Source organism: Ensifer sp. SL37 (assembly GCF_026672675.1).
Classification (GTDB): Bacteria; Pseudomonadota; Alphaproteobacteria; order Rhizobiales; family Rhizobiaceae; genus Ensifer; species Ensifer adhaerens.
The window spans coordinates 1163840-1189251 of record NZ_JAPPRN010000007.1 but is presented as its reverse complement, the minus strand read 5'-3'; the positions used below and the strand labels follow the sequence as shown (position 1 = coordinate 1189251).

Here is a 25412-nt window from a genome sequence, read left to right as displayed (position 1 = left end):
CCTCAATCGGGGACGACGGCCGTTGCCTGGATCTCGATCTTGGCGCGGTCTTCGACGAGCGAGACGACCTGCATCGCAGCCATGGCCGGGAAATGCCGGCCGATGATGTCGCGATAGGCCTGACCGATGCCGCGCAGATTGCCGACATATTCCTGCTTGTCGGTGAAGTACCAGGTCATGGTGGTGATGTGCTGCGGCTCAGCGCCGCCGGCCGCAAGCACTGCGACCACGTTCTTCAGCGTCTGGCGCACCTGCTCGACGAAATCGTCGGTCTCGAACTCGGACTGCGCGTTCCAGCCGATTTGGCCGCCGATGAAGACGGTGCGGCCTTTGGCCGAGACGCCGTTGGCATAGCCGATGGGCTTAGCCCAGCCTTCAGGTTGCAGGATGGTGTGCATCGGTCGTCTCCAGATGTTGTGTCAGCGCGGCGCGGATATCGTCCGGCCAGGCACAAGAAGCGTGATTGTCGAGCGAGGTGGCAACGACCCGCTGTTTTGCTGTCCAGAGCACGGTGCCTCTCGCCGAGACCGTGTGCTCCATGTCGAGCGACGAGCGGCCAATGCCGCGCACCGCCAGCGCGAAATCCAGATCGTCGCCCTGGAAGCCCGGTCGAGAGAAGGTGAGATCGAGGCGCACCGTCGGCACGCCGATCCGCCGCTCGTCGTTCATGGCTTTCCAGGGAAAGCCGAGCGAGGCGAAGAAGTCCTCCGTCACCCCGACAAGAATATTGAGATAGGACGGGAAGTAGGCGATCCCCGAGGGGTCGCAGTCTCCGAACCGCAGTGGTCTCGTGGTCCTGAACATCGATGCCGACCTCAGTTCGCAAAGGCGGCAATGCCGGTGATGGCACGGCCGAGGATCAGCGCATGGATGTCGTGGGTACCCTCATAGGTGTTGACCACTTCCAGATTGACGAGGTGGCGGGCCACCGGAAATTCGTCCGAAATGCCGTTGCCGCCGAGCATGTCGCGCGCAGTTCTGGCGATTTCCAACGCTTTGCCGCAGGAGTTGCGCTTGAGGATCGAGGTCAGTTCGACCGGCGGATTACCTTCATCCTTCATGCGCCCGAGGCGAAGGCAGCCCTGCAGGCCAAGGGCGATTTCGGTTGCCATGTCCGCGAGCTTCTTCTGGATGAGCTGGTTGGCGGCAAGCGGCCGGCCGAACTGCTTGCGGTCGATCACGTATTGCCGCGCCGTGTCATAGCAGGACTCGGCTGCACCGAGGGCGCCCCAGGCGATGCCGAAGCGCGCGGAGTTGAGGCAGGTGAAGGGGCCTTTCAGTCCTGTCACCTCGGGCAGCATGTTTTCGTCCGGCACGAAGACCTCGTCCATGACGATCTGGCCGGTGATCGATGCCCTTAAGCCCACCTTGCCGTGGATCGCCGGCGCGCTGAGACCCTTCCACCCCTTTTCGAGGATGAAGCCGCGGATGGCGCCATCTGATGTCTTTGCCCAGACGACGAACACGTCGGCGATCGGCGCATTGGAGATCCATGTCTTTGAACCGGACAGCAGATAGCCGCCATCGACCTTGGCGGCCTTGGTGATCATCGATCCGGGATCAGAACCGTGGTCTGGCTCGGTCAGGCCAAAGCAGCCGATCTTGGTGCCGGCAATCAGTCCTGGCAGGTATTTGCGCTTCTGCGCTTCACTGCCGAAGGTATAGATCGGCACGATGACGAGCGAAGACTGCACGCTCATCATCGAGCGGTAGCCGCTGTCGATGCGTTCGACCTCTCGGGCGATCAGGCCGTAGGAAACGTAGTTGAGGCCGGCGCCCCCGTATTCCTCCGACACCATCGGACCGAGCAGGCCGAGTTCGCCCACCTCGGCAAAGATCGACGGATCGGTTTTCTCGTGGCGGAATGCCTCCTGGACGCGCGGAGCCAGACGGTCTTCGGCATAGCGCGCAGCGGTCTGGCGCACCATGCGTTCTTCTTCGCTCAACTGCTGATCCAGGTTGAACGGGTCCTGCCAGTCGAATGACGCCTTCGAACCATGCATGTTCGACACCCCTTGTTATCGTCCCGTGCCCTTCATCAGCTCGCGGCCGATGATGAGCTTTTGAACCTCGGTCGCGCCCTCGTAGATTCTGAGCGCGCGGATCTCGCGATAGAGCCGCTCGGTGATCTCGCCGACGCGCACGCCGCGGCCGCCAAAGAGCTGCAGCGCCTGGTCGATGACCCATTGCGCGTTCTCGGTCGCGGTCATCTTGGCCATCGCCGCTTCGCGCGTCGTTGGTCGTTTCTGCACGTCGCGTTGCCACGCCGTGCGGCCGGTCAGAAGGGCTGCCGCGTCGATAGCGGTCGCCATCTCGCCAAGCGTGCTTTGCGCCGTCGGCAGATCGCCAAGGGTCGCGCCGAACATCCTGCGGCTCTTCGCGTGGGCCACCGCCTCGTCAAGCGCGCGCCGGGCAAATCCGATCGCGGCGGCTGCCACGGACGGGCGGAAAATGTCGAGGGTGCGCATGGCGATCTTGAAGCCTTCGCCAGACGCGCCCAGAAGTTGCGACGCCGGGATGCGGCAATTGTCGAAACGAAGGCGGGCGAGCGGATGCGGCGCAATCGTCTCGATGCGCTCGGGGATGGTAAAGCCCGGCGTATCGGCGAAGACCACGAAGGCGGAAATGCCGCGCGTACCCGGCGCCTCGCCTGTGCGGGCAAAGACGGTATAGACGTCGGCGATGCCGCCGTTCGAGATCCAGGTCTTTTCACCGTCGAGTACGAAATGATCGCCATCCCGGCGCGCAGCGCACGCCATCGCCGCGACATCCGAGCCGGCCTCGGGTTCGGAAAGCGCAAAGGCGGAGATCCATTCGCCGCGGGCGACCTTGGACAGGACGGCGTGTTTCAACGCCTCGGAGCCGGACAGGCTGATCGCACCCGTCCCGAGGCCCTGCATGGCGAAGGCAAAGTCGGCAAGCCCGTCTGTGTAGGCGAGCGTTTCGCGGATGAGGCAGAGCGACCGGCTGTCGATCTCGTCGCTAGCACCGCCGAACGCCTTTGGCACGCAATGGCGAAGCACGCCTGCAGTACCGAGTGCCGCGACCAGCTGCTTGCAGGCGGCATCGACATCAGCGTGATCGATCTCGCCGAGGCCGCCACGAGCCACGAAGGCGTCGAGTTCCGCAGCGAGCGCACGGTGACTGTCATCGTAGAACGGCCAGTCGAGATGATCGCGGGAAGGTGGGCGCAAGGTCGTGCCATGGGAACTCATGCTCAGTTCCCCTTGAATTCAGGCTTCGCCTTGGCGGCAAAGGCCTCGAAGGCGCGGCGGAAGTCGCCGGTCGCCATGCAGATCGCTTGCGCCTGGGCTTCCGATTCGATCAGTTGGTCGATACCCATCGCCCATTCCTGGTCGAGCATCTTCTTGGTCATCGCATGGGCAAACCAGGGGCCGTCGGCGATACTGCGTGCAAATTTCTGGGCTTCGGCAAGCAGCGACGGACGCTCATGCAGAGCATTGTAGAAGCCCCAGGCGTGGCCTTCCGACGCGGTCATGACGCGGCCGGTGAAGAGCAGGTCGGCGGCGCGGCCCTGGCCGATGATGCGGGGAAGAATGCCGCAGGCGCCCATGTCGGCGCCGGCCAGCCCGACGCGGGTAAAGAGAAAGGCCGTCTTCGCCTCGGGCGTTGCCACACGGAAGTCCGAGGCCATGGCCAAAATGGCACCGGCGCCGGCGCAGATGCCGTCGACGGCTGCTATGACCGGCTGCGGGCAGGCGCGGATCTGGCGCACCAGTTCGCCGGTCATGCGGGTAAAATCCAGCAGATCGGGCATCGCCATACGCGTCAGCGGCTCGATGATCTCGAACACGTCGCCACCGGATGAAAAGTTGTCACCGGCGCCGGCCAGCACGACCGCGCGCACGTCGCTGGCGCGGGCAAGCGAGCGGAAAAGATCGCAAAGTTCCTCGTAGCTTTCGAAGGTCAGCGGGTTCTTCTTTTCCGGACGGTTGAGGGTGATCGTGGCGACGCGTCCGTCAGCATCCGTTTCGAACAGGAAGTGCTTGGCCTTGTGGTCTTTGAAGGCGCGCTTCTTGGCCTGCATCGGGTTTGTCATCTCTATCCTCCAAGAACTTCGCCGCCGGCGACAGCGATCGCCTGACCAGTGATTGCCGTCGCCTTTTCCGAGACGAGCCAGGAGACCGTGTGGGCGACTTCTTCCGGCGTCACCAGGCGTCCCTGCGGGTTGGAGCGAGCAAGGCTGGCGCGCGCTTCCTCGCGCGAACGGCCGGTCTTTTCGCTGATCGTATCGAGCGCGCCGTCGATCAGCGGCGTGTCGGTGAAGCCGGGGCAGACGGCATTGACGGTGACGTCGGTGCGCGCAAGCTCAAGCGCCAGTGCCCTCGTCAGGCCGATGACGCCGTGCTTCGACGCGCAATAGGCCGAAACATAAGCATAGCCGGTCAGGCCCGCGGTGCTCGCAACGTTGACGATCCGGCCGTTGCCGGCCCGCCGCACGGAGGCAAGCGCTGCCTGCGTCACCAGATAGACGCCGGTGAGGTTGATGGAAAGCACCCGCTGCCAAAGCGCGAAGTCGGTCTTTTCGAACGGCGCCGAGGGCGCTTCGCCGGCGCAGTTGACGAGAACGGCAATCTCTCCGGCTTCAGCGATCGCAGCCGTGATACCTTGCTCGACGGCCTGCGGGTTGGTCACATCGAAGCCGTCACGGACAAAGGCCTGTCCGCCGGCAGCAAGGATGTCGCCCCGTACCGCTTCAAGCGGTGCTGCGCGCCGACCGGCGAGGCTGACGATGTGGCCGTCGGCGGCGAGCCTAAGGGCAATCGCCTTGCCGATACCGCTGCCGGCGCCTGTGACGAGGGCGTGCCTTGTCATGGCTTGCCTGCCGTCGTTGCGGCGCGCGCCAGGTTGTTCACGTACTGGGCCCGAGCCGAATGGTACTGTTTCGGCCAGGGCTCGCCGTCATAGCCAATCTTTGCCGCCTCGTGCATCACGAAGGACGGATCGGCCAGATGCGGGCGGGCAATCGCGCAGAGATCGGCTCGACCGGCTGCGATGATCGAATTGGCGTGGTCGGCCTCGGAAATCGCCCCGACCGCAATGGTCGGAACCTGGATCTCGTTGCGGATCTTATCGGAAAATGGCGTCTGGAACAGGCGACCATAGACCGGTTTTTCTTCTTTCACCACCTGGCCGGACGAGCAGTCGATCATGTCGGCGCCCGCCTCCTTGAACAGGCGGGCGAAAATTGCCGCGTCCTCGGGCGTGTTGCCGCCCTCGTGCCAGTCATGGGTTGAGAGGCGAACCGACATCGGCCGGTCCTCGGGCCAGACTTTACGCACTGCGTGGAACACTTCGAGCGGGAAGCGGGCGCGGGCAGCGTGATCGCCGCCATAGTCGTCGGTGCGCAGATTGGTAAGCGGCGACAGGAAGCTCGACAGCAGGTAGCCGTGCGCGACGTGCAGTTCGAGGATATCGAAACCGAGGTCACGGGCCCGTTCGGTGGCCCGCACGAAATCGGTGACGACCCGGTCCATATCCTCCCGCGTCATTTCGCGCGGCATGTCCGAATGCTTGAGGTAGGGCAGGGCGGACGCGGAAATGAGTGGCCAGCCGCCTTCGGCCAAGGGCTGATCGATCCCCTCCCAGGCGACCTTTGTCGCGCCCTTGCGGCCGGCATGGCCGAGCTGGATGCCGATCTTGGCGGGGGTCTGCTGGTGTACGAAGTCGACGATGCGCTTGAAGGCCTGGGCCTGCTCGTCGCTCCAGAGCCCCAGACATCCGGGCGTGATGCGGGCATCGGCCGACACACAGGTCATTTCCGGGAAGACGAGCGCCGCACCGCCCATGGCGCGCGCGCCGAGATGAACGAGATGAAAATCGTTCGGCACGCCGTCGGCTGCCGAATACATCGCCATCGGCGAAACCACGATGCGGTTCTTCAGCGTCAGGCCGCGGAGCTTGAACGGCGTAAACATCGGCGGCGGAACCGCCCCGTTCGCCGCCGGCGCCACACCGGCGCGTTCGGCAAACCAGCGCTCGAAGCCTTCGAGCCAGTCCTTGTCGCGCAGGCGAAGGTTCTCGTGGCTGATGCGCTGCGAGCGGGTCAGCATCGAATACATGAACTGTTCGGGCTCCAGCGTGTCGGCATAGCGCGTGCCGACCACTTCGAACCATTCCATCGCATTGCGGGCCGCATTCTGGATGCGGGCGACATCGACGCGGCGCACCTCTTCGTAAGCCGACAGCACGGCGGGAATGTTTGCCTTGTCGTGGCCCAGAATATCGAACTGGCGGGTGAGCTCGATCGCGTCATCGATCGCAAGCTTGGTGCCCGAGCCGATGGCGAAATGGGCCGTGTGGGCACTGTCGCCCATCAACACGACATGGCTGTGGCCGTTGAAATGGCTCCATTTTTCGCAGATCAGCCGGCCGAAGTTCAGCCAGGCGGAGCCGCGCAAGTGCCGCGCATTGGTCATCAGCTTGTGGCCGTCGAGCGTGCCTTCAAAGAGCTTTTCGCAGAACGCGATCGACTGGTCCTGGTCCATCTGGTCGAGGCCATGGGCGCGGAAGACGTCGTCGGTGGTCTCAACGATGAAGGTCGAGGTGTTCTCGTCGAAGCGGTAGATATGCGCCTGGAACCAGCCATGCTCGGTGCGCTGGAAGTCGAAGGTGAAGGCGTCGAACTTCTTGTCCGTGCCGAGCCAGACATAGCGGTTCGGCCGGATCACCATGTCCGGCTTGAAGATGTCGGCGTATTTGTTGCGGATCCTTGAGTTGACGCCGTCGGAGGCGATGATCAGATCGGCGTCGGCGAACTGCTCGTCGCTTTCCACGTCCTGCTCGAACAGCAGTTCGACGCCGAGTTCGAGGCAGCGTTCCTGGAGGATGTTGAGCATCTTCTTGCGGCCGATGCCAACGAAGCCGTGGCCGGTCGTGCGGATCTTGCGGCCCTTGAAGACCAGCTCGATGTCGTCCCAATGGTTGAAGGAAACCTCGATCGCCTCGGCGGTCTCCGGGTCCCATTGCCGCATCGACTGCATGGTCGCGTCCGAAAAGACGACGCCCCAGCCGAATGTGTCAAAGGGGCGGTTCCGTTCGACGACGGTGACGTGATGCTCCGGATGCTGCCGCTTCATCAGCAGCGCAAAATAAAGGCCGGCAGGCCCGCCACCGATACAGACGATCCGCATGTCGTTCTCCTCCCGAGTTCCGGCTGCGCGTCACCGTCGAGCTGGCACAAGTGGCCATGCTGGACTGTTGCAAGCAGGGTGGACTCGTTCAGGAGAAATTTCAAGCTTAAAATTGTTTTGGGCAGATGGGAAGCCGACGCCGGGCGCTCGCAGCGCCGCCGAGCGGCGTCGCATCGCTTCGGGGCCGGTGCGGCAGAAAGTAAGGCAGTTGTAGGCAGAAGCGCCGTGAACTCAGGAATTTCGCGCGAGCGAGGCGATGATCGACCGCTTGAGTGTGGCAAGCTCATCCATCAGCACGCCGCCTTCCTTGGCCGGAAGGCCGGCAAACAGATCCGAGATCCAGTCGGCATGGCTTGCTGCCATCTTCTCGAATTCGGCGCGGCCGAAGGGGGTAAGCGCGATGATCTGCACACGCCGGTCGGTCGGAAGCGTCGTGCGGCTGATGTGGCCGCTCTCGGTCAGCCGTTCCACCAGCACCGTGATGTTGCCGGGGGAGACCATCATGCGCTTGGAGACTTCGCCAAGCACCATGCCGTCAGGCGCACGCTCGAGCTGGGCCATCAGGTCGAAACGCGGCAAGGTCGAATCGAATTCTTCCCGCAACCGCCGACGGATTTCGCTTTCGACAAGTGTCGAACAGGTCAAGAGACGCAGCCATAGCCGGAGCTCTGCACGGTGATCGCCCGGAGCCTCGAGCGCCTTGGTCTCGCCATCGACCCATTCCGGCGAGGTGTCGAACTTGTCTTCACCCATCATTCCCAACGTCCGCTTCCAACCCTTGGCCGCAAATCAGCGGCTCTTTCGTTTTTCTGCTTTTAGAGAGGTAAGCAGGTCTTGGACAGGTTGTCACGGGCCGTCATTTGGACGCAAGCCCAGGTACCGACTGGGCGAGCAGCGGCGACGCGCGACCGCCATCCTCGGACTGGACATAGACGTTGACGGTAAAGCCGATGTGCTCGGCCATCAGGGTGCGGGCACGCTCGATATCGCGATCGAGTGCTGCCTCCATCAGCTCGGTATGGTGCTCGATCGCCATCGCGTCCTCAAGCGCCGAAACGGCCTCCTCGTAGCCTGCGCTCATACCGGCGGCGGCCCTAATCGTCGGCGCCAGACTTAGGAAGCGGTGGTGACGGCGAAGCTGGTCGGAGATCGTCGCCTGAAAGCGCGTGAGCCAGCGCGACCGCGCAGCGCTGATCAAGGCCGTATGAAACCCGGCATGCTTCTCGTCCCACTCGTCGACTTCGCTCTCGGAGAAGCGCTCGACGGAAACCTTGCAGCGCGACAGCCGGTAGTGTGCCGTGACGACGGCGGATTCCCAGGCGCTGTCGCCGTTCTCGATCGACTCGATGAGCAGCGGCATTTCGACGGCAAGGCGGGCGCGGGTGAGGTCGTCGAGTTCCTCGCGTGACACCGGAGCAACAGCAAAGCCGCGATTACTGATGGCGGTCACCAGCCCTTCCGCCTCCAGCCGCGACAGAGCCTCGCGTAGCGGCGTCCAGCCGATCCCGTAGCTTTCGCGCAGCGTGCTCAGCTTCATCGGCGCGCCCGGCTTCAGCCGCGTTGCGAGAATGTCGCGGCGCAGCAACCGGTATGCCGATTCCGTTTTGGTCGACTGTTCGTGGTCTTGCATCAGGTTCCCTTAGCGCCCACACCGGGTCGATACAAATATATATAGTTCTGCGCCTCATGTGAAAATATATATATTAATTTGACAAGAGGCCGGAGCGGTTCCATGATCCGCGCAAGCCGCCGAGGAGGGCGGTAACGCTCGTCAAATTCTGGGAGGGATGTATGAGCAGGCTTAAGAGCACGTGGCTTTCGGGATTGGTTGTCGCCGGTGCAATGGCATGGGGACTGGGAGCAGCGGCCGCTGATCCGATCCGCATCGGCATCGCCAATTTTGGCGAGCATCCGCAATTGAACGCATCGATCGCCGGCTTCAAGAAGGCGCTGGCCGAAAACGGCTTCGTCGAAGGCAAGGACGTCGTCTACACCGAGAGCCACACCAATTTCGACGCCTCGCTGGTGCCGCAGATGATCGCCAAGCTGCAGGCCGAACAGCCGAAACTGGTCTACACGATCACCACGCCCGTCTCGCAGATCGCCAAGAAGGCGCTCGCCGGCTCCGGCATTCCGGTCGTCTTCTCCGCCGTTACCGATCCGGTGGCCGCCAAGCTCGTTCCGTCTTGGGAGGCCGGTGACGACGGCATGACCGGTGCGACCGACCTTCAGGACGTGGCCGCCGTCATGGCCTTCACCCACAAGCTGCTGCCGAACGCGAAGCGCTTTGGCGTGCCCTATAATCCGGGTGAGGCGAACGACCAGGCCCTGCTCGACAAGATCAAGGAAGCAGCGCCTGACGCAGGCTTCGAGGTCGTGGAGGTCGGCGTCGACAATGTCAACGACATCCAGCAGCGCATCGCCTCCTTCGCCGGCAAGGCCGACGTGATCTATACGCCCGCATCGAACCTGCTGCAGCCGGCGATCGGTGCTGTGTCGGCAGCCGCGCGCCAGGCGCAGATCCCGATCGTAAACTCCGACGACGGTGCAGTGCGTGACGGCGTCGTACCGGCAAGCTTTGCGGTCAACTATGAGCAGGTCGGCGTCAATGCCGGCAAGATCGCTGCTCAGATCCTCAAAGGTGCAGACCCGAAGACGATCGCGCCGTCGCGCCCGGCCTATGAGGATCACGCGCCGCTGATCTCGAAGAAGGCTGCCGCTGCCTTCGGCATCGAAGTGCCGGCAGCGCTCGCGACCGAATGCAACTGCGTGGTCGATTGATCTCCGTCTTGTCTCTTCAGTGACGGCGCCCCGAGCGCCGTCATCTCATAAGTTAAGGGGGAGCCAATGCTGGAAATCAGATCGGCCCGCAAAGTTTTCTACAAGGGGCAGGCGGACGAAAAAGTCGCGCTCGACGGCCTCAATCTCAGCCTTGCCACGGGCGAATTTGGCGTCGTCATCGGTTCCAACGGCGCCGGCAAGAGCAGCATGCTCAACGCCATTTCGGGTGCATTGGTGCTCGATAGCGGCCAGATCGTCATCAATGGCGACGACGTGACCGCAACGCCCGTACACAAGCGCGCGATGCGGCTTGCCCGCGTGTTCCAGGACCCGATGCGCGGCACCGCTGCCTCTATGACGGTGGCCGAAAACATGCTGCTTGCCGAATTGCGCAGCAACAAACGCACCCTGCGGCGCGGCCTGAACGCGACGCGGCTCGCCACCTACAGGGAACGCCTGTCGCTGCTCGGGCTCGGCCTTGAAAACCGCCTCGACACACGGGTGGAGCTGCTTTCCGGCGGCCAGCGGCAATCGCTGTCCTTGATCATGGCGGTCGGCGGCGAGCCGGAACTGCTGCTGCTCGACGAACACACCGCAGCGCTTGATCCGCGCACCGCCGATATCGTCATGCAGGCGACGATCCGCGCGGTCGAAGCCCTGAAGCTGACAACGCTGATGGTGACGCACAACATGCAGCACGCGGTGGATTTCGGTCACAAGGTCATCATGCTCGACGCCGGGCGCGTCCGTCTCGAAATCGACGGCAAGGAAAAGGCGCAGACGACCGTGCCGGATCTGATCGGCCACTTCTCCGTCAAAACCGACCGCATGTTCCTGGCGAGCTGACGATCATGGATATTCTTCAAAATACCTTCGCGAGCTTCGTCTCGCTCGTTCCCGTCACGCTCGCGCAGAGCCTGATCCTCGCCTTCGTCGTGCTCGGGATCATGATCCCGTTCCGCATGTTGAGCTTCCCGGATCTGACCAGCGAGGGTGCGTTTCCGCTCGGCGGCTGCGTCTGCGGCGTGCTGATGGCGGCGGGCATGTCGCCGCTCGCCGCGATCGCCATCGCACTTCTCGCCGGATTCGTTGCCGGCTGCTGCACGGCCTTCATCCATCTGCGGTTCCGGATCCACACGCTGCTCGCCGGCATCCTGATGATGACGATGCTTTATTCGATCAACCTCAGGATCATGGGGCGCTCGAACCTCTCGGTCTTCGGTGCGCCAACGGTGTTCGACTGGGCGCCGGGGCTGCAGCCGGGCTTCCCCGCAAGCAAGATCGTCGTCGCGGGCCTGATCGCACTCATCGTCTTCGTCCTGCTCTACCACTTCTTCCGCACGGAAAAAGGCACGGCCGTTCGCGCCGTCGGCGCCAATCCCGATATGGCTGAAGCTCAAGGGATCAATGTCTGGATGGCGACGATCGGTGGCGTCGGGCTTGCGGGTGCGTTTTCGTCGGCAGGCGGCGCGCTGATGGTGCAGTCACAGGGCTTTGCTGACGTCAACATGGGCCTCGGCATCCTGATCAACGGCCTTGCGGCGCTGATGATCGGCGAGGCGATCGTCGGCAAGCAGAGCGTGGCGCGCCAGCTCGCTGCGCCGTTCGTAGGTGCGATCGTCTACTACCAGCTCGTCTCCTTCTGCCTGGCCGCCGGCATGCCACCGCCGGACCTGAAACTTGCGACCGGCCTCTTCGTTCTGGCCATGCTGGCTCTTCCGAGCCTCAAGCGAAGCCGCGGCCCTGCGCCCGCCCGCGAAACCGTTCGCGAATAAATGAGGACCACCTTCATGAATGCAGTTCCTGATCTTGCCGCGATAAAGGCCATGGATGTGGCGGATGTGCTCAGCCCGATGCGCGAGCGTTTCATCCTGCCGCCGGGTCTCATCTATCTCGACGGCAACTCGCTCGGCGTTGCCTCGACCGCCGCCTTCGACGAGCTTCGCAAGGCCGCGACCGAAGAATGGGGGCAGGACCTCATCCGCAGCTGGAATACGGCCGGCTGGTTCGAGATGCCGCTGACGCTCGGCGACCGGGTCGGGCGGCTGATCGGGGCGGCCGCCGGCCAAACCGTCGTCTGCGACACCACGTCGATCAACATCTACAAAGCCCTCCATGCGGCCATGGCCTTGCGGCCCGATCGGTCGGTGATCGTCAGCGAAGGCGGCAGTTTCCCGACCGATCTCTACATGGCCGAAGGCGTGGTCTCGACGCGTCCGGGCGCCTCGCTCAGGCTCGAAGGGGTCGATGCGCCCGAGATCGAGGATCTGATCGATGGCAGCGTCGCCGTCGTTCTGGTCAACCACGTCAACTACAAGTCCGGCGAGCTGCGCGATATGGCGGCCCTGACCCGCAAGGCGCACGAACATGGCGCACTGGTCATCTGGGACCTCTGCCATACGGCCGGCGCGTTGCCAGTCGATCTTGACGGCGCCAATGTCGATTTCGCGGTCGGCTGCACCTACAAGTACCTGAACGGTGGCCCCGGAGCCCCCGCCTTCATCTATGCAGCCACCCGTCACCACGGCGATATCCGCCAGCCGCTCACCGGCTGGTGGGGACACGCCCGTCCCTTCGCCTTCGAGAAGCACTATGCTGCCGGTGAGGGCATCCGCCGTTTCCTTTGCGGAACACAGCCGATCCTGTCGCTGCGGGCGCTAAAGGGCGCGCTCGACGTCTGGGACGAGGTCGACATGAAAGCGCTGCGCGAAAAGAGCATCCAGCTCACGGATCTCTTCATCGCGCTCGTTGAGGCGAAATGCGGTGCCCACGGTCTGGCGCTCGAAAGCCCGCGCGACGGAACCAAGCGCGGAAGCCAGGTGTCGTTCAAACACCCGCACGCTTACGAAATCATGCAGGCGCTGATTGCCCGTGGCGTTATCGGTGATTTCCGCGCGCCGACGACGATGCGCTTCGGCTTCACGCCGCTCTATGTGAGCTACGCCGACGTCTGGCAGGCGGTCGAAATCCTGGAGGACATCCTCAGCACCGGTGCATGGCAGGATGCGCGCTTCGCGGTCCGTGCGGCCGTAACCTGATTGATGGCACCAAAGAGCAGCGGGCGGTATTTCGCCCGTTGCCTCTTGTTCAGGCACATACCGAGGTTGCCGCCCCGCAGCGGATTCGTTCAGAGCCATTGTGCCTGGAGGCGAGAGGACGGCTAACGGGGGATTTAAGCAATGATCGCGCCACACCGCCCGACCCCGGAGGAAATCGCCGATGCTCGTAAACGCATCGCGCCGCATTTCGCGCGCACACCGCTGGTCAGGCTCGATCTTGGGTTTCCGGACCGTCAGATATTCCTGAAACTGGAGACGCTGTCGCCAATTGGCGCGTTCAAGCTCCGTCCCGCCTTGAACGCTGTGTTGTCGCGCGATCCGGCCGAACTCGAAAGCGGCGTCGCAGTCACCAGTTCCGGCAATATGGCCTATGGCATGGCCTGGGCGGCACGCCTCATCGGTGTGCCGATGGTTGCCTACATGTATCGCGGCGCACCCCAGACCAAGATCGACGGTGTGCGTGCGCTCGGCGGAGAAGTACGGTTCGTCAGTGCCGAGACCTGGTGGGACTACATCACTGGCGCCGATCATCCGGATGCGCCGGAACTGCTGATCAATCCGGTGACCGATCAGGCGGTGCTGGCCGGGAACGGCTCCATCGGTGTGGAGATCATCGAGGATCTGCCCGATGTCGACGTCGTGCTTACCCCGTATGGCGGCGGCAGCATGACCACCGGGGTGGCCAGCGCTATCAAGGCCGCTTCCGACCGCTGCCGTGTCTTTGCGGTTGAAGATGACAGCGCCGCCCCTGTTTCGGCGGCCCTGGTCGCTGGCCAAATCGTGACGATCGAAACCCGCCCCTCCTTTATCAAGAGCATCGGCGCGCCGTCGCTGGTGCCTCAGATCTGGCCGGTGGTCGGTGACCTGATCGATGGGGCGATTGCGGTCAGCCCGGGGCAGGTGACCGAAGCGATGCGGATTCTCTTCAAGAAGGCGAAGATCGTTGCCGAAGGCGCGGGTGCTGCCTCGCTTGCCGCCGCAATCGCGCGACCGGATCTCAAGGGAAACATCGTCTGCGTGGTCTCGGGCGGAAACATCGACGCGGCTGCCTATTCCACAGTGCTCGGCGGTGGCATTCCCTCGGCCTGAGCGACCGATCAAACGCCGAGATAGCGATCCTGGAGTTCTGGCGTCAGCGCAAGCGGCGCTCCCTCGAACACGGTCGCGCCCTTTTCCAGGACGAAGCAGCGGTCGGCAACGGGCAGGAGTTCCGAAAGCGTCTTGTCGACGACGAGGATCGACTGCCCTGCCGCCTTCAGAGTGCGGATCGCCGACCAGATATCCTGGCGAATGACCGGCGCCAGCCCTTCCGTTGCCTCGTCGAGAATGAGCAGGCTGGGATTGGTCATCAAGGCCCGGCCGATCGCAAGCATCTGCTGCTCCCCGCCCGAAAGCGTGTTGGCATACTGATCGCGCCGCTCGCCGAGGCGAGGGAAGAGCGCGGTCACTTTCTCGAAGGTCCATTCCTTGCCGCGAGCCGTGGCGACGAGGTTCTCCATGACGGTGAGATTGGGAAAGCAGCGCCGTCCTTCAGGAACGAGACCGAGGCCGAGCCTTGCAATCCGGTGCGGGCGCAGGCCGGAGATGGTCTTGCCGGCAAAGGAGATGGCGCCTGAACGCGGGCGCACGAGCCCGAGGATTGAGTTGATCGTCGTCGTCTTGCCCATGCCGTTGCGGCCCATGAGCGCGACGACCTCGCCCTCGCGCACATCGAGGTTGACGCCGAAGAGCGCTTGGGATGCGCCGTAGAAGGTTTCGAGACCTTTGAGTTCGAGCAGGCTCACGCGGCTTCTCCCAGATAGGCCCGGCGCACATCCGGATCGCTGCGGATTTCATCGACTGTGCCTGACGCGATGATGCGGCCGTAGACCAGCACGGAGATGCGATCCGCCAGCGCAAAGACCGCATCCATGTCGTGCTCCACCAAGAGCATTGGCGCTTCGTGACGCAGCCCATCAAGGAACGAAGTCAGCCGCTTGGAGCCCTCCGGTCCCATGCCGGCCATGGGCTCGTCGAACAGAAAGACTTTCGGCGACAGCGCCAGCGCGATGGCGATTTCGAGTTGCCGGCGTTCGCCGTGCGAGAGTTCGGCCGCCGGCACGTGGGCACGCGCAGCAAGATCGACGCGCTCCAGCATCGCCATCGCCGGTTCGGTCAGTTCCTTGTCGTTGCTGACCTGGCGAAAGAAGTGGAAGCTGCTGCCGTGGCGCGCCTGCACCGCCAGCATGACGTTGCGAAGAGCCGAGAATTCCTGCGCCAGCGAGGAGATCTGGAAGCTACGGGCAAGGCCGAGCCTTGCGCGGGCGGCCATATCGAGGCCGCCGATATCCTGGCCGAGAAAACGGATCGTGCCGCTGTCGGCCTTGAGCGATCCGGCGATCTGGTGGATCAGCGTGCTCTTGCCGGCGCCGTTCGGGCCAATCAGCGCATGGATCTGCCCCGGGTGAAGCTCGAGGCTGACGCCATCAGTCGCCTTGAGGGCGCCGAAGGATTTTCTGAGGTCGCGGGTTTCGAGAACGGGCTCAGACATGGCGCGGCTTTCCGGAGAGGAGACCCAGCAGACCGCCGCGGGCAAACAGCACGATGCCGAGCAGGATGAGGCCGAGGAAGAACTGCCAGCGCTCGGTGATGCCGCCGAGCACATATTCGAAGAAGACGAAGATCATCGCGCCGGCAACCGGGCCGAACAGTCGGCCTTTGCCGCCGAGGATGATCAGCACGATCAGTTCACCCGACATGTGCCAGGAGAGCATAGAGGGACCGACGAAGCGATTGAGGTCGGCATAGAGCGCGCCGGCAAACCCGGTGATCATCGCCGAGACGGCGAAGGCGACGAGGCGGATGTTGAAAGGTGCGATGCCGACTGCGGCAAGGCGGGTACCGTTCTGTCTCGCCGCCTGCAGGGCGCTGCCGAAGCGTGACCCCTCGACCACGCGAAACAGAAGCAGCGCCGCCATCAGTGCCGCGTAGCAGATCAGGAAATAGGGCAGGGGCTTGGCCGTGTTGACGCCAGGAAAGGCGTTGCGCATCGACAGCGACAGGCCGTCCTCGCCGCCATAGGCCGGCCAGGAGATCGCGAAGTAGTAGATCATCTGCGCGAAGGCGAGCGTGATCATGATGAAATAGACGCCTGAGGTGCGCAGGCTGATCGCACCGATCGGCAACGCGATGAGCCCGGCGACTGCGACGGCGACGACCCAGATCAGCGGCATGGACGTCGTCGCCGGAATGCCGGCAAAGAGCGGCTCGGCATTGAAGGCGTGCGTGGCGAGGATGCCGGCGACATAACCGCCGAGGCCGAAAAAGGCCGCATGCCCGAAAGAGAGCAGCCCACCAAGCCCGAGCGCCATGTTGAGGCCGACGGCGGCAAGCGCCAGCACGACGATGCGGGTTGCGAGCGTCACGTAGAAGGGTTCGCCCAAGCTTGCAGCCAGTATCGGCGCACCGAGAAGCAGCAGGGCGAGCAGCAGGTTGATTGTGGTTTCGCGGGTCATCTTGGCCTCACGACTGTGCCGAAAACAGGCCACTCGGCCTGAAGGCGAGGATAAGGGCCATGACGACGTAGATCAGCATCGAGGCGAGCGCCGCCCCGATCGTGGTCGCCTGCGATGCGGGCATGGTGAGTGCCAGAAGCGATGGGAGCAGGAAACGGCCCATCGTGTCGACGACACCGACGATGACAGCGCCGACCAGTGCCCCCTTGATCGAGCCGATACCGCCAATGACGATGACGACGAAGGCGAGGATGAGGACCGGTTCGCCCATGCCGACCTGCACCGATTGCAATGCGCCCACCAACGCGCCGGCAAGCCCGGCAAGCGCTGCACCGAGTGCGAAGACGACCGTATAGAGCGTGCCGATGTCGACACCGAGCGCTCCGATCATCTCTCGATCGGACTCGCCCGCCCGGATGCGCATGCCGAGCCGGGTTCTGGAGATCAACAGATAGAGGCCGATCGCAACGGCAATGCCGACGCCGATGATCGCCAGGCGGTAGAGCTGGTACTGGCCGCCGCCCGGCAGCGGTACGGCACCCTGGAGCAAGGGGGGAATGTCGAGATAGAGCGGGAAGGAGCCGAAGAGCCAGCGGGCGCCTTCCGACAGGATCAGGATCAGGGCGAAGGTCGCAAGGACCTGATCGAGATGATCGCGGTCGTAGAGCCTGCGGATGACGGCGACCTCGATGATCGCGCCGACACCAGCTGCAGCTGCAAGGCTGGCGATGAGGCCGATCCAGAAGGAGCCGGTGGCGGCTGCGACCGTGGCGCAGGCAAACGCGCCGATCATATACAGTGAGCCGTGCGCCAGGTTGATGAGGCCCATGACCCCGAAAATCAGGGTCAGGCCGGCGGCCATCAGAAACAGCATCACACCGAGCTGGAGCCCGTTGAGCAGTTGTTCGATCAGAAGTGCGGTGAACAAGAGACCGGTCCAAGCTTGATGTCAGGAGGACATGGATCATCGACCGGATGGCGGCATCAAGGCCGCGCACCCGGGCAACGACAGGTGCAGGGCACTACATGCTGCACTTCTCGGCGTAGGCGTCCTTGTGGTCTTCGAAGGCGGTGGCGATAATCTTGTTGGTGAGCACGCCGTCGGCTTCCTTCACCACCTCGCGGACGTAGATGTTCTGGATCGGGTGGTTGTTGTTGTTGAAGACGAATTTGCCGCGCACCGACTGGAAGTCTGCTGCCTTAAGTGCTGCGCGGAAGGCGTCCTTGTCTTTGACGCTTGCCTTGGACAGCGCGGCGAGGATCAGGTTTGCGGTATCCCAGCTCTGCGCCGCGTAGATCGAGGGCAGGCGCTTGTACTCGGCCTTGAAGGCTTCGACGAACTTCTTGTTGGCCTCGTTGTCGAGGTCCTTCGACCAGGTCGCCGAGTTCTTGACGCCAAGCGCCGCGTCGCCGATCGCCGGCAGGACGTCCTGGCTAAAGGAGAAGCCCGGGCCCATGACGGGGATGTTCACACCCGACTGGGCATATTGCTTCATGAAGGCGATGCCCATGCCGCCGGGCAGGAAGAAGTAGACGGTGTCGGCACCCGAGGCGCGGATCTGGGCGATTTCGGCAGCGTAGTCCGTCTGCCCGACCTGCGTGTAGATCTCGCCGGCAAGCGCGCCCTTGTAATAGCGCTTGAAGCCGGTCAGCGCGTCCTTGCCGGCCGGATAGTTGGGGGCGAGGATGAAGGCGTTCTTGTAATCCTTGTTGGCGTATTGCCCCATCGCCTCATGGAAATTGTCGTTCTGGTAGGCGACGTTGAAATAGTTCGCATTGCAGTTCGCACCGGCAAGTGCCGAGGGACCGGCGTTCGGCGACAGATAGATCACGTCCTGTGCCACCGTGTTCGGCACGACGGCCATCGCAAGGTTCGACCAGATGATGCCCGTCATCAGGTCGACCTTGTCGCCCTGGATCATCTTCTCGGCGATCTGCACCGCAAGTTCCGGCTTCTGGGCATCGTCCTCGATCACCAGTTCCACGTCCTTGTTGCCCGACTGCTTGATCGCCAGCGTGAAGGCGTCGCGCATATCGATGCCGAGGCCGGCGCCGCCGCCCGACAGCGTGGTGATGACGCCGATCTTCACCGGCTCGGCATGGGCAAGGCTTGACGTTGCAAGTGAAAGGCCAAGAAGGCCTGCTGCCAGAATGCGGTTCATGCTGTTCTCCTCTTTGTTGGTTCCCTTTTGGGTTGTGTTCTATCAGAGACCCGTGCGCACGTGCCAGAGCTCGGGGAAAAGTTCCACTTCGAGCATCTTTTTCAGATAGGACGCGCCGGATGTGCCCCCGGTTCCGCGTTTCATGCCGATGATGCGCTCGACGGTCGTGACGTGGTTGAAGCGCCAGCGACGGAAGTAGTCCTCGAAATCGACCAGTTTCTCGGCGAGCTCGTAGAGCATCCAATAGCGCTCGGGATCGCGGTAGACGATCTGCCAGGCGGCGAAGACCTTTTCGCTTTCCGTGCGCGTCTCGCGGAAATCGCTCTTGTCCGCCTCCGCGCCGACATCGAAACCGTTGCGCGAAAGAAGCCGGATCGCCTCGTCGTAGAGCGACGGCGCTGCCAGGATCGCTTCCAGCTTTTCCATGATGTCGGGGCGGTGCGCATGCGGCCCGAGCATCGCGACATTGCGGTTGCCGGCGAGGAACTCGATCGCCCGGTACTGCCAGGACTGGAAGCCGGAGGATTGGCCGAGCGATTCACGGAACGTGGTGTATTCGCTGGGGGTCATCGTTCGCAGCACATCCCAGGCGCTGTTCAGCTGCTCGAAGATGCGGGCGACGCGCGTCAGCATCTTGAATGCGGGCTCCAGCCGGTCGTCGCGGATCGAGCGGACCGCCGCGTTGATCTCGTGCAGCGCGAGCTTCATCCAGAGCTCGGACGTCTGATGCTGGATGATGAACAGCATCTCGTCATGGGCTTTGGAAAGCGGCTCCTGCGCATCCAGTACCTTTTCCAGCATCAGGTAGTCGCTATAGGACATGCGTCCCTCGAACGACATCTGGGCGCCTTCTTTCGAAGGGTCGTATGATTTGCTCATGTTTTCAGTTCTCCGACCGCAATCGGAACCGCTGGATCTTGCCCGTGGCTGTTTTCGGCAGGTTGTCCAGGAACTTTACCGATCGCGGATATTTGTAAGGCGCGATCGTCGCCTTCACATGATCCTGCAGACGCTTGATCGTTGCGTCGTCTGCCGACACGCCAGATATCAGAACGACATAGGCTTCGACAATCTGGCCGCGTTCCTGATCGGGCGCACCGACGACGGCGCATTCTGCGACCTCCGGGTGGGAAATCAGGGCGGCTTCGACCTCGGGGCCGGCGATGTTGTAGCCGGCGGTGATGATCATGTCGTCCGAACGGGCGGCGAAATGGAAGAAGCCGTCCTCGTCCTGATAGAAGGCATCGCCGGTCAGGTTCCAGCCGTCGCGCACATAGTCGCGCTGTCGGCTGTCGGCCATGTAGCGGCAGCCGGTCGGGCCACGCACCGCAAGCCTGCCGATCGTGCCGCGGGGGACTTCCTGCATGTCGTCATCGACGATCCGCGCTTCGTAGCCGCCGACCGGCTTTCCGGTCGAGGCGGGCTTGCGGTCCTCGAAGCGGTTGGAAATGAAGATATGCAGCATCTCGGTCGCGCCGATCCCGTCGAGGATCGGCTTGCCGGTCTTGGCCGTCCACTCCTCGAAGACCGGACCGGGCAGGGTCTCGCCCGCCGAGATCGCGACGCGCAGTGATGAAAGATCGGCGCCGTTATCCATCGCCTTCATCATTGCCCGATAGGCGGTGGGGGCGGTAAACGAGATCGTCGCTTTGTACTTCTCGATGATCTCCACCATGTTGGCCGGCGTCGCATGCTCGAGCAGTGTCGCTGCGGCTCCAAAGCGCAAGGGGAAGATCGCAAGGCCGCCAAGGCCAAAGGTGAATGCGAGCGGCGGCGAGCCGACGAAGATATCGTCGGGCGTGACCCCGAGCACTTCGCGGGCATAGCCGTCGGCGATCGCCAGGAGATCGCGGTGAAAGTGCATGGTCGCCTTCGGAATCCCCGTCGTGCCAGAGGTGAAACCGAGCAACGCCACATCGTCGCGACCGGTATGCACCGCCTCGAAGACCACTGATTTGTCGAGCGCAATGCGGTCGAGTTCGGCGTCGTGGTTCGCGGTCCCGTCGAAACTCACGACCTGCTTCAGGAAGCGGCTGTCCTTGGCGCAGACGATCATTTCTTCCATCAGCCGCGTGTCGCAAAGCGCCAGGCTGACTTCGGCCTTGTCGACGATCTTGGCGAGTTCCCCGGCCCGGAGCATCGGCATGGTGTTGACGACGACGGCGCCGGCCTTGGTGGCCGCCAGCCAGCAGGCGACCATGGCCGGATTGTTGGCGGAGCGGATGAGCACGCGGTGCCCGGGCTTCACACCGTAATTCTCAACCAGCGCGTGGGCGAGACGGTTGGTCCAATCGGACAGTTCCTTGTAAGTCCGGCGGCGGCCATTGCCGATCAACGCGGTATGATCGCCGAAACCCTTGGCAACCATGGCGTCCGTCAATTCGACGGCGGCGTTGAGGTGATCCGGGTAGTCAAAACCTTCGAGAAGAAACTCCGGCCATTCTTCCTGTGGCGGAAGATGGTCGCGGGTGAACGTATCGACGTGCGAAGTCGGTCCAAGCATGTGGCGGCTGTTCCCTAATTTCGTTCGTGCCTGTTGCCCAGGCATTGTTCAAAGCCGGCTGAAAGTCTTGCGGTGGTTCAAAGCCCTGGTCTGCGGACAAGCGGCAAGCGTCGCGGCACTATTCAAAGTGACACGGGCCGTCGGCGACGCGACTCCAGTTATGGCGATAGGCACAGCGAGACCTCCACTTCTCGGCTGAACATGGGGCAGCATCGCACCAGTCCAAAATTATTTCAAGCCTAAAGTTTTTTTCGACCGGCATTGCCTTTCCCGGTGGGGCAGGCGATTGCTATCTGTGAGGAGACATCAAAGGGAGGATGAAATCGATGCTGGAACACCGCATTTCCGACTGGGACGACGCCTATGCGAACGGCTCGAACATCGCGCGCGGCGATCGCTGGCCGGAAGCCTGGGTCAAACCGGCCGAGGCGTTCCGCAACGCCCTCTTGAGCGCCGGACGCGCCAAACTCGACCTGGCCTATGGCGATCGGCCGAGGAACCGCATGGATCTCTTTCTTCCCGACGGTTCGCCCAAGGGCCTGGTGGTCTTCGTCCACGGCGGGTACTGGCTACAGCTCGACAAGAGCTTCTGGTCGCACCTGGCGGCCGGAGCAGTGGAGCGCGGCTATGCCGTCGCGATGCCGTCCTACACGCTCTGCCCAAAGATTCGCATTGCCGGGATCGTCGAAGAGGTCGCCGCCGCTATAAGCGAGGCATCGAAACGCGTCGAGGGTCCCTTGATGCTGACCGGCCATTCGGCCGGCGGCCACCTCGTCAGCCGAATGATCACGACGACCGCGCCGCTTTCGCCTGATGTCCAGGGCCGGATCCGCAACGTCGTCTCGATCTCCGGCGTGCATGACCTGCGCCCGATCATGTCGACGGCCATGAACGAGAAGCTCGCGATCGACGAGGCCGAGGCACTTTCACAGAGCCCGGCACTGCTGCGGCCGATGCCAGACGCCCGCATCACCTGCTGGGTCGGAGGCGGCGAGCGTGCGGAGTTCCTGCGTCAGAACGCGCTTCTTGCCAATATCTGGACCGGATTGGGTGCAACGACGGCTGCTGTCGCGGAGCCGGACCGGCACCACTTCAACGTCGTCGACGGCCTTGCCGACGCCAAGCATCCCCTGGTGCGGACGTTACTGTTGGGCGTGTGAACGTCGGGCTGGGTCGCTCCCGTATTCCCTTGATAAGGGTATGAAGCGCTTCTATCTGCGCCATATCTCGGTGTTTGTATCGCTACTATATCCGTCAAAACTGACTAGAGTGCTCCTCCCGGTCTCGCCGGAAGCGAGCGACGCAAAATGAAGGCAAGCATGGAGACGCCGTCGACCGTCATCGATCTCGCTTCGATCGTCCAAACCTCGCTGGCGCCCGTCTTTCTTCTCGCCGGCACTGCCGGCTTTGTCAGTGTCTATGCCTCCCGGCTTGGCAGGGTGTCCGATCGCGTCAACGAGATCGGGGAGAAATACGAGCAGAACGACGCGCGGCGGATGCAGCTTGACTATCTGCGCCGGCGGACGCTGGCGCTCGAGATCGCCGTTGCGCTGGGGACTTTCGCGGCGATCTGCACGGGCTGCGCCATTCTCAATCTGCTCGCCGGCGCGCTTGCCTTCGGGTTTCGCGAGGAGAACCTTTTCTGGTTTTTCGGCGGCGCGATCGTCTCGCTCATCGGGTCGCTGTTGGCTTTCCTGTTCGAGATGCTGATCGCCGGGCGGAACATGCTGCGCCAGATGCGCATGGATCAGGCAGCGTCGGGCGGCGACTGATGCCGGTGCCGCCGTCAGCTTTCAGGCGAATTCAACCGTCGCCTGCGCCTCGTTGACTACGTACTCGATCTTGGCGACCGGCATCGGTCCCGGTTCTTCGCACCCATTTTGGCGATCGGCTTGCCCATCTCCATCGTATCGAGCACCGCCAGGATGTCACGGCTCTCGGCGATCAATTCGGAAAAACGGATGAGGACGTCTGTCCGCCGCCGGAGCGGCATGCGCGAACAGACACCCTGTCGAAACCGCGTGGCCGCGATATCGCAGGCGACGTCGATGTCGGCGGCGTTGCCATGGCGCGATCGATCTTCAGGGGCGTCTGACGTGGCACTCGCCGGGGATCGCTTTCGATCGCGATTTGATCGGGGCCGTTAGAGCAAGCGCGAGAGAGCGTCAACTCTCCCATCGCGACATCGTTTCCGGTGCCGGCCATGACGCGTTCAATCTGACGCGCCGGGTCCGGCGCGAACGGGTGGGGAAGAAGTAGTCGGTCCGGGACCGGGAGAAAGTGTGGGACCGGAGCCGTCGGGTGAGCCGTAAAGCTGCCGTGGAATGGTCAGCAAATGGCCCCGATACGGCCGCATCGAGCCCATTCCAACGTTCCATCGTCGCGGCGCATTCGGTATCCGGCCGACCTTAGGGGCGATTGAAAGTCAGTGTCGCTCCTGATCACGTCATGCGCATCAGAGAGGAATGAATATGATCACCGGTTACAAACCCGTCGCGTCGCTCGCGGCGGCAGTCTTTAGCTTCATGGTCGTCAGTCCCGCATCCGCCCTTGAGATCGCTCAGGCCGAAACGACCCAGCCGACGCAGGGCCAGGCTGGCAGCAAGGGCCCGGACGCTGCGATCAGCGACCAGAAAATCGAGGCCTTCGCGGTTGCCTATCTTCAGGTCGACAAGGTCAGGCAGGAATATTCCGCCAAGATAGAAGCAACGTCGGATGCAACGGCGAAGAAGGACTTGGAGACCGAAGCCAGCAAGAAAATGGTCGAGGCGGTACAAGCCTCACCGGCCATTTCGATCGAAGAGTATTCGGCAATCCTTACAGCTGCACAGAGTGATCCGGCAGTCGCCAAGAAGGTTCAGGCAAAACTCCAAGACACCGCTCCGACACAGCAATAACCGGCTTGGACGCAACCAGTTTGACAGAGACAAATGGGTAGCCCGCACCAGGTGCGGGCTACCCGCTACGAAATGGATCTTCGCCGATCTGCCTGACCAAGGTCCAGCGCTTCAAGATCGCCTGATTATCCTCCTCCGCTTCCCTGTTGTCCTTTGACTATCACTACGACCAGTTCGCGATCTATCTCGCTGAAACCGGCAATGAGCGCGCCAGTTCGGGCGCCTGGCAAGAATTCCGGCGAGTGCTGTAGTCTCGCGCTCGAGCACTTCTGGCGTAATTCCGATGCATCGTCCTTCGAGGCTCAGAGACATCGCCATCGATCAGGATGCTGAGTCTGTCACGGTCGGGATCCGCAGCGCATCAGCCAGGATGGAGGCTTTTCTGAGCCTTGCCGGACGTTTCGGCCAGCTGCGTCTTCTCCGCATTGAGTATCCAATCCCGGAAGGTCGCAATCTTTGGATTGTTCTGGGCATGCTCGGGACACACCAGGTAATAGGCAAACTCGTCTATCAAAGCTGCGTCCAGGAGCTGTACCAACTCACCGCTGGCGAGTTCCGCTGCAATCATTGCAGCGGGCAGCAACCCTGCGCCATGGCCAGACAGGATCGCCTTCAAAATAAGGCTGCTATCGTCAAACGACGGACCGCGGGGAGAACGGAACTCTTCCACGCCATTTGCCTGGAACCAAAGGCTCCATCCCTTGCGGTCGGCATCATGGACATGCGGCCAGCGGATGAGATCGTCCGCGCATCGAGGGGCGCCGAGGCGATCGACGAGATCAGGGGCTGCCACGGCAACCATCTCGACAGTTACGACGCGGTCGCTGCGCAAGCCCGGATAGCGGCCGGCACCATGACGCACCGCGACATCGACGCTGCCGCGGGAGAAATCGGCAAGGGTGCTGCTTGCGACGATTTGAAGATCGATTTCGGGGCTGATCTCCTGGAAGGAATGCATGCGCGGCAGGAGCCATGCCGATGCGAAGAATGGCGTGACGCTGACTGTCAGCATGCCGCTGTCGTTGGAGGCCATGACGCGTCGCGAGGCTTCGGCAATCTGGCGAAAGGCATTGCGGACCGCTGGCAGATAGTCCTGGCCCGCATCGGTCAAATAGATGCCGCGTGTCACTCGTTCGAACAGCTTCACCCCAAGATGTGTCTCGAGCGATTTCAGCATCTGGCTGACAGCGCCCGGAGTGACGCAAAGCTCGTCGGCCGCCATTTTGACCGAGAGATGGCGGGCGGCCGCCTCGAAAGCCTTCAGGGCATTGAGGGGGGGAAGGTGGCGGCTCATGATTTAGATCTTCTAAGTTATAGGGATGATTAAATCTGGTTTGTCGGCCGAGTATGACGTGCTTTATC

The 25412-nt window shown here is 62.8% G+C and carries 25 protein-coding genes and 1 pseudogene; 8 read left to right on the top strand and 18 right to left on the bottom strand.

Annotated elements, in window-relative coordinates:
• Nucleotides 1–2: 2 nt before the first annotated feature.
• The 9 genes from OVA00_RS37800 to OVA00_RS37760 form a co-directional block, all read right to left on the bottom strand.
• On the bottom strand, nucleotides 3–398 hold the full coding sequence (locus OVA00_RS37800) for a RidA family protein (RefSeq protein ID WP_034796252.1): 396 nt from the start codon (nucleotides 396–398) through the stop codon (nucleotides 3–5).
• Nucleotides 376–804, bottom strand: coding sequence for an acyl-CoA thioesterase (locus OVA00_RS37795; protein ID WP_060518023.1), 429 nt, complete (start codon nucleotides 802–804; stop codon nucleotides 376–378). Before OVA00_RS37795 ends, OVA00_RS37800 begins: the two co-directional genes overlap by 23 nt.
• Nucleotides 805–815: 11 nt before the next feature.
• The gene (locus OVA00_RS37790; protein ID WP_268090949.1) at nucleotides 816–2003 is read right to left on the bottom strand and encodes an acyl-CoA dehydrogenase; all 1188 of its coding nucleotides are present in this window, start codon (nucleotides 2001–2003) and stop codon (nucleotides 816–818) included.
• A 15-nt stretch (nucleotides 2004–2018) separates the two neighbouring features.
• A complete protein-coding gene (locus OVA00_RS37785) occupies nucleotides 2019–3215 on the bottom strand; it encodes an acyl-CoA dehydrogenase family protein (RefSeq protein WP_034796257.1) in 1197 nt (398 codons plus the stop codon).
• Between the two features lie 2 nt (nucleotides 3216–3217).
• Nucleotides 3218–4060 (bottom strand): enoyl-CoA hydratase family protein, encoded by an 843-nt coding sequence (locus tag OVA00_RS37780; protein WP_268090948.1) that lies wholly within the window; start codon nucleotides 4058–4060, stop codon nucleotides 3218–3220.
• Between the two features lie 2 nt (nucleotides 4061–4062).
• Nucleotides 4063–4836 carry an SDR family NAD(P)-dependent oxidoreductase gene (locus OVA00_RS37775; protein WP_034796262.1) on the bottom strand — a complete coding sequence of 258 codons (774 nt, stop codon included), beginning with the start codon at nucleotides 4834–4836 and terminating at the stop codon, nucleotides 4063–4065.
• Nucleotides 4833–7154 (bottom strand): bifunctional salicylyl-CoA 5-hydroxylase/oxidoreductase, encoded by a 2322-nt coding sequence (locus OVA00_RS37770; protein WP_060518017.1) that lies wholly within the window; start codon nucleotides 7152–7154, stop codon nucleotides 4833–4835. The genes OVA00_RS37775 and OVA00_RS37770 overlap by 4 nt, the downstream gene beginning before the upstream one ends.
• Before the next feature lie 231 nt (nucleotides 7155–7385).
• Complete coding sequence (locus OVA00_RS37765; protein WP_034796343.1) at nucleotides 7386–7907, bottom strand: MarR family winged helix-turn-helix transcriptional regulator; 522 nt, start codon at nucleotides 7905–7907, stop codon at nucleotides 7386–7388.
• Nucleotides 7908–8010: 103 nt separating this feature from the next.
• Entirely contained in the window at nucleotides 8011–8784 is a 774-nt protein-coding gene (locus OVA00_RS37760) for a GntR family transcriptional regulator (RefSeq protein ID WP_060518015.1), read from the bottom strand.
• A 161-nt stretch (nucleotides 8785–8945) separates the two neighbouring features.
• On the opposite strand from OVA00_RS37760, the gene OVA00_RS37755 reads away from it, so the two are divergent.
• The 5 genes from OVA00_RS37755 to OVA00_RS37735 all read left to right on the top strand — a co-directional run bounded on the left by OVA00_RS37755 (nucleotide 8946) and on the right by OVA00_RS37735 (nucleotide 14083).
• Nucleotides 8946–9935 (top strand): ABC transporter substrate-binding protein, encoded by a 990-nt coding sequence (locus OVA00_RS37755; protein WP_034796266.1) that lies wholly within the window; start codon nucleotides 8946–8948, stop codon nucleotides 9933–9935.
• A gap of 66 nt (nucleotides 9936–10001) precedes the next feature.
• Nucleotides 10002–10781, top strand: coding sequence for an ABC transporter ATP-binding protein (locus tag OVA00_RS37750; protein ID WP_034796269.1), 780 nt, complete (start codon nucleotides 10002–10004; stop codon nucleotides 10779–10781).
• Nucleotides 10782–10786: 5 nt separating this feature from the next.
• A complete protein-coding gene (locus OVA00_RS37745; protein WP_113080520.1) occupies nucleotides 10787–11710 on the top strand; it encodes an ABC transporter permease in 924 nt (307 codons plus the stop codon).
• 15 nt (nucleotides 11711–11725) lie between these two features.
• Entirely contained in the window at nucleotides 11726–12973 is a 1248-nt protein-coding gene (kynU, locus tag OVA00_RS37740) for a kynureninase (protein ID WP_060643891.1), read from the top strand.
• Between the two features lie 141 nt (nucleotides 12974–13114).
• A complete protein-coding gene (locus OVA00_RS37735; protein ID WP_060643853.1) occupies nucleotides 13115–14083 on the top strand; it encodes a threonine ammonia-lyase in 969 nt (322 codons plus the stop codon).
• Nucleotides 14084–14091: 8 nt separating this feature from the next.
• On the opposite strand, the gene OVA00_RS37730 is transcribed toward OVA00_RS37735, so the two are convergent.
• The 7 genes from OVA00_RS37730 to OVA00_RS37700 form a co-directional block, all read right to left on the bottom strand.
• Nucleotides 14092–14778, bottom strand: a complete 687-nt coding sequence (locus OVA00_RS37730; protein ID WP_060643852.1) for an ABC transporter ATP-binding protein — start codon at nucleotides 14776–14778, stop codon at nucleotides 14092–14094.
• Nucleotides 14775–15524, bottom strand: coding sequence for an ABC transporter ATP-binding protein (locus OVA00_RS37725; RefSeq protein WP_134887117.1), 750 nt, complete (start codon nucleotides 15522–15524; stop codon nucleotides 14775–14777). The genes OVA00_RS37730 and OVA00_RS37725 overlap by 4 nt, the downstream gene beginning before the upstream one ends.
• Nucleotides 15517–16488, bottom strand: a complete 972-nt coding sequence (locus OVA00_RS37720) for a branched-chain amino acid ABC transporter permease (protein WP_034796282.1) — start codon at nucleotides 16486–16488, stop codon at nucleotides 15517–15519. The genes OVA00_RS37725 and OVA00_RS37720 overlap by 8 nt, the downstream gene beginning before the upstream one ends.
• 7 nt (nucleotides 16489–16495) lie before the next feature.
• On the bottom strand, nucleotides 16496–17416 hold the full coding sequence (locus OVA00_RS37715) for a branched-chain amino acid ABC transporter permease (protein ID WP_034796285.1): 921 nt from the start codon (nucleotides 17414–17416) through the stop codon (nucleotides 16496–16498).
• 94 nt (nucleotides 17417–17510) lie between these two features.
• Nucleotides 17511–18650, bottom strand: a complete 1140-nt coding sequence (locus OVA00_RS37710) for an ABC transporter substrate-binding protein (RefSeq protein WP_060518003.1) — start codon at nucleotides 18648–18650, stop codon at nucleotides 17511–17513.
• A gap of 42 nt (nucleotides 18651–18692) precedes the next feature.
• Entirely contained in the window at nucleotides 18693–19529 is an 837-nt protein-coding gene (gene kynA, locus OVA00_RS37705; protein WP_060580767.1) for a tryptophan 2,3-dioxygenase, read from the bottom strand.
• A 4-nt stretch (nucleotides 19530–19533) separates the two neighbouring features.
• Nucleotides 19534–21153: a benzoate-CoA ligase family protein gene (locus OVA00_RS37700; RefSeq protein WP_060603501.1), complete on the bottom strand. Its 1620-nt coding sequence runs from the start codon at nucleotides 21151–21153 to the stop codon at nucleotides 19534–19536.
• A 326-nt stretch (nucleotides 21154–21479) separates the two neighbouring features.
• Between OVA00_RS37700 and OVA00_RS37695 the strand changes: the two genes are divergently transcribed.
• On the top strand, nucleotides 21480–22313 hold the full coding sequence (locus tag OVA00_RS37695) for an alpha/beta hydrolase (RefSeq protein ID WP_060530164.1): 834 nt from the start codon (nucleotides 21480–21482) through the stop codon (nucleotides 22311–22313).
• Between the two features lie 159 nt (nucleotides 22314–22472).
• Nucleotides 22473–22925 carry a DUF2721 domain-containing protein gene (locus OVA00_RS37690; RefSeq protein WP_034796355.1) on the top strand — a complete coding sequence of 151 codons (453 nt, stop codon included), beginning with the start codon at nucleotides 22473–22475 and terminating at the stop codon, nucleotides 22923–22925.
• 56 nt (nucleotides 22926–22981) lie between these two features.
• Here the strand turns inward: OVA00_RS37690 and OVA00_RS40220 are convergent.
• Nucleotides 22982–23215 (bottom strand): annotated as a pseudogene (locus tag OVA00_RS40220) (aldehyde dehydrogenase family protein); the annotation flags it as partial.
• 409 nt (nucleotides 23216–23624) lie between these two features.
• Here OVA00_RS40220 and OVA00_RS37685 point away from each other — a divergent pair.
• Nucleotides 23625–24050 carry a DUF4168 domain-containing protein gene (locus tag OVA00_RS37685; RefSeq protein WP_268090947.1) on the top strand — a complete coding sequence of 142 codons (426 nt, stop codon included), beginning with the start codon at nucleotides 23625–23627 and terminating at the stop codon, nucleotides 24048–24050.
• A gap of 361 nt (nucleotides 24051–24411) precedes the next feature.
• On the opposite strand, the gene gcvA is transcribed toward OVA00_RS37685, so the two are convergent.
• On the bottom strand, nucleotides 24412–25344 hold the full coding sequence (gcvA, locus tag OVA00_RS37680) for a transcriptional regulator GcvA (RefSeq protein WP_060517993.1): 933 nt from the start codon (nucleotides 25342–25344) through the stop codon (nucleotides 24412–24414).
• Between the last annotated feature and the right edge of the window lie 68 nt (nucleotides 25345–25412).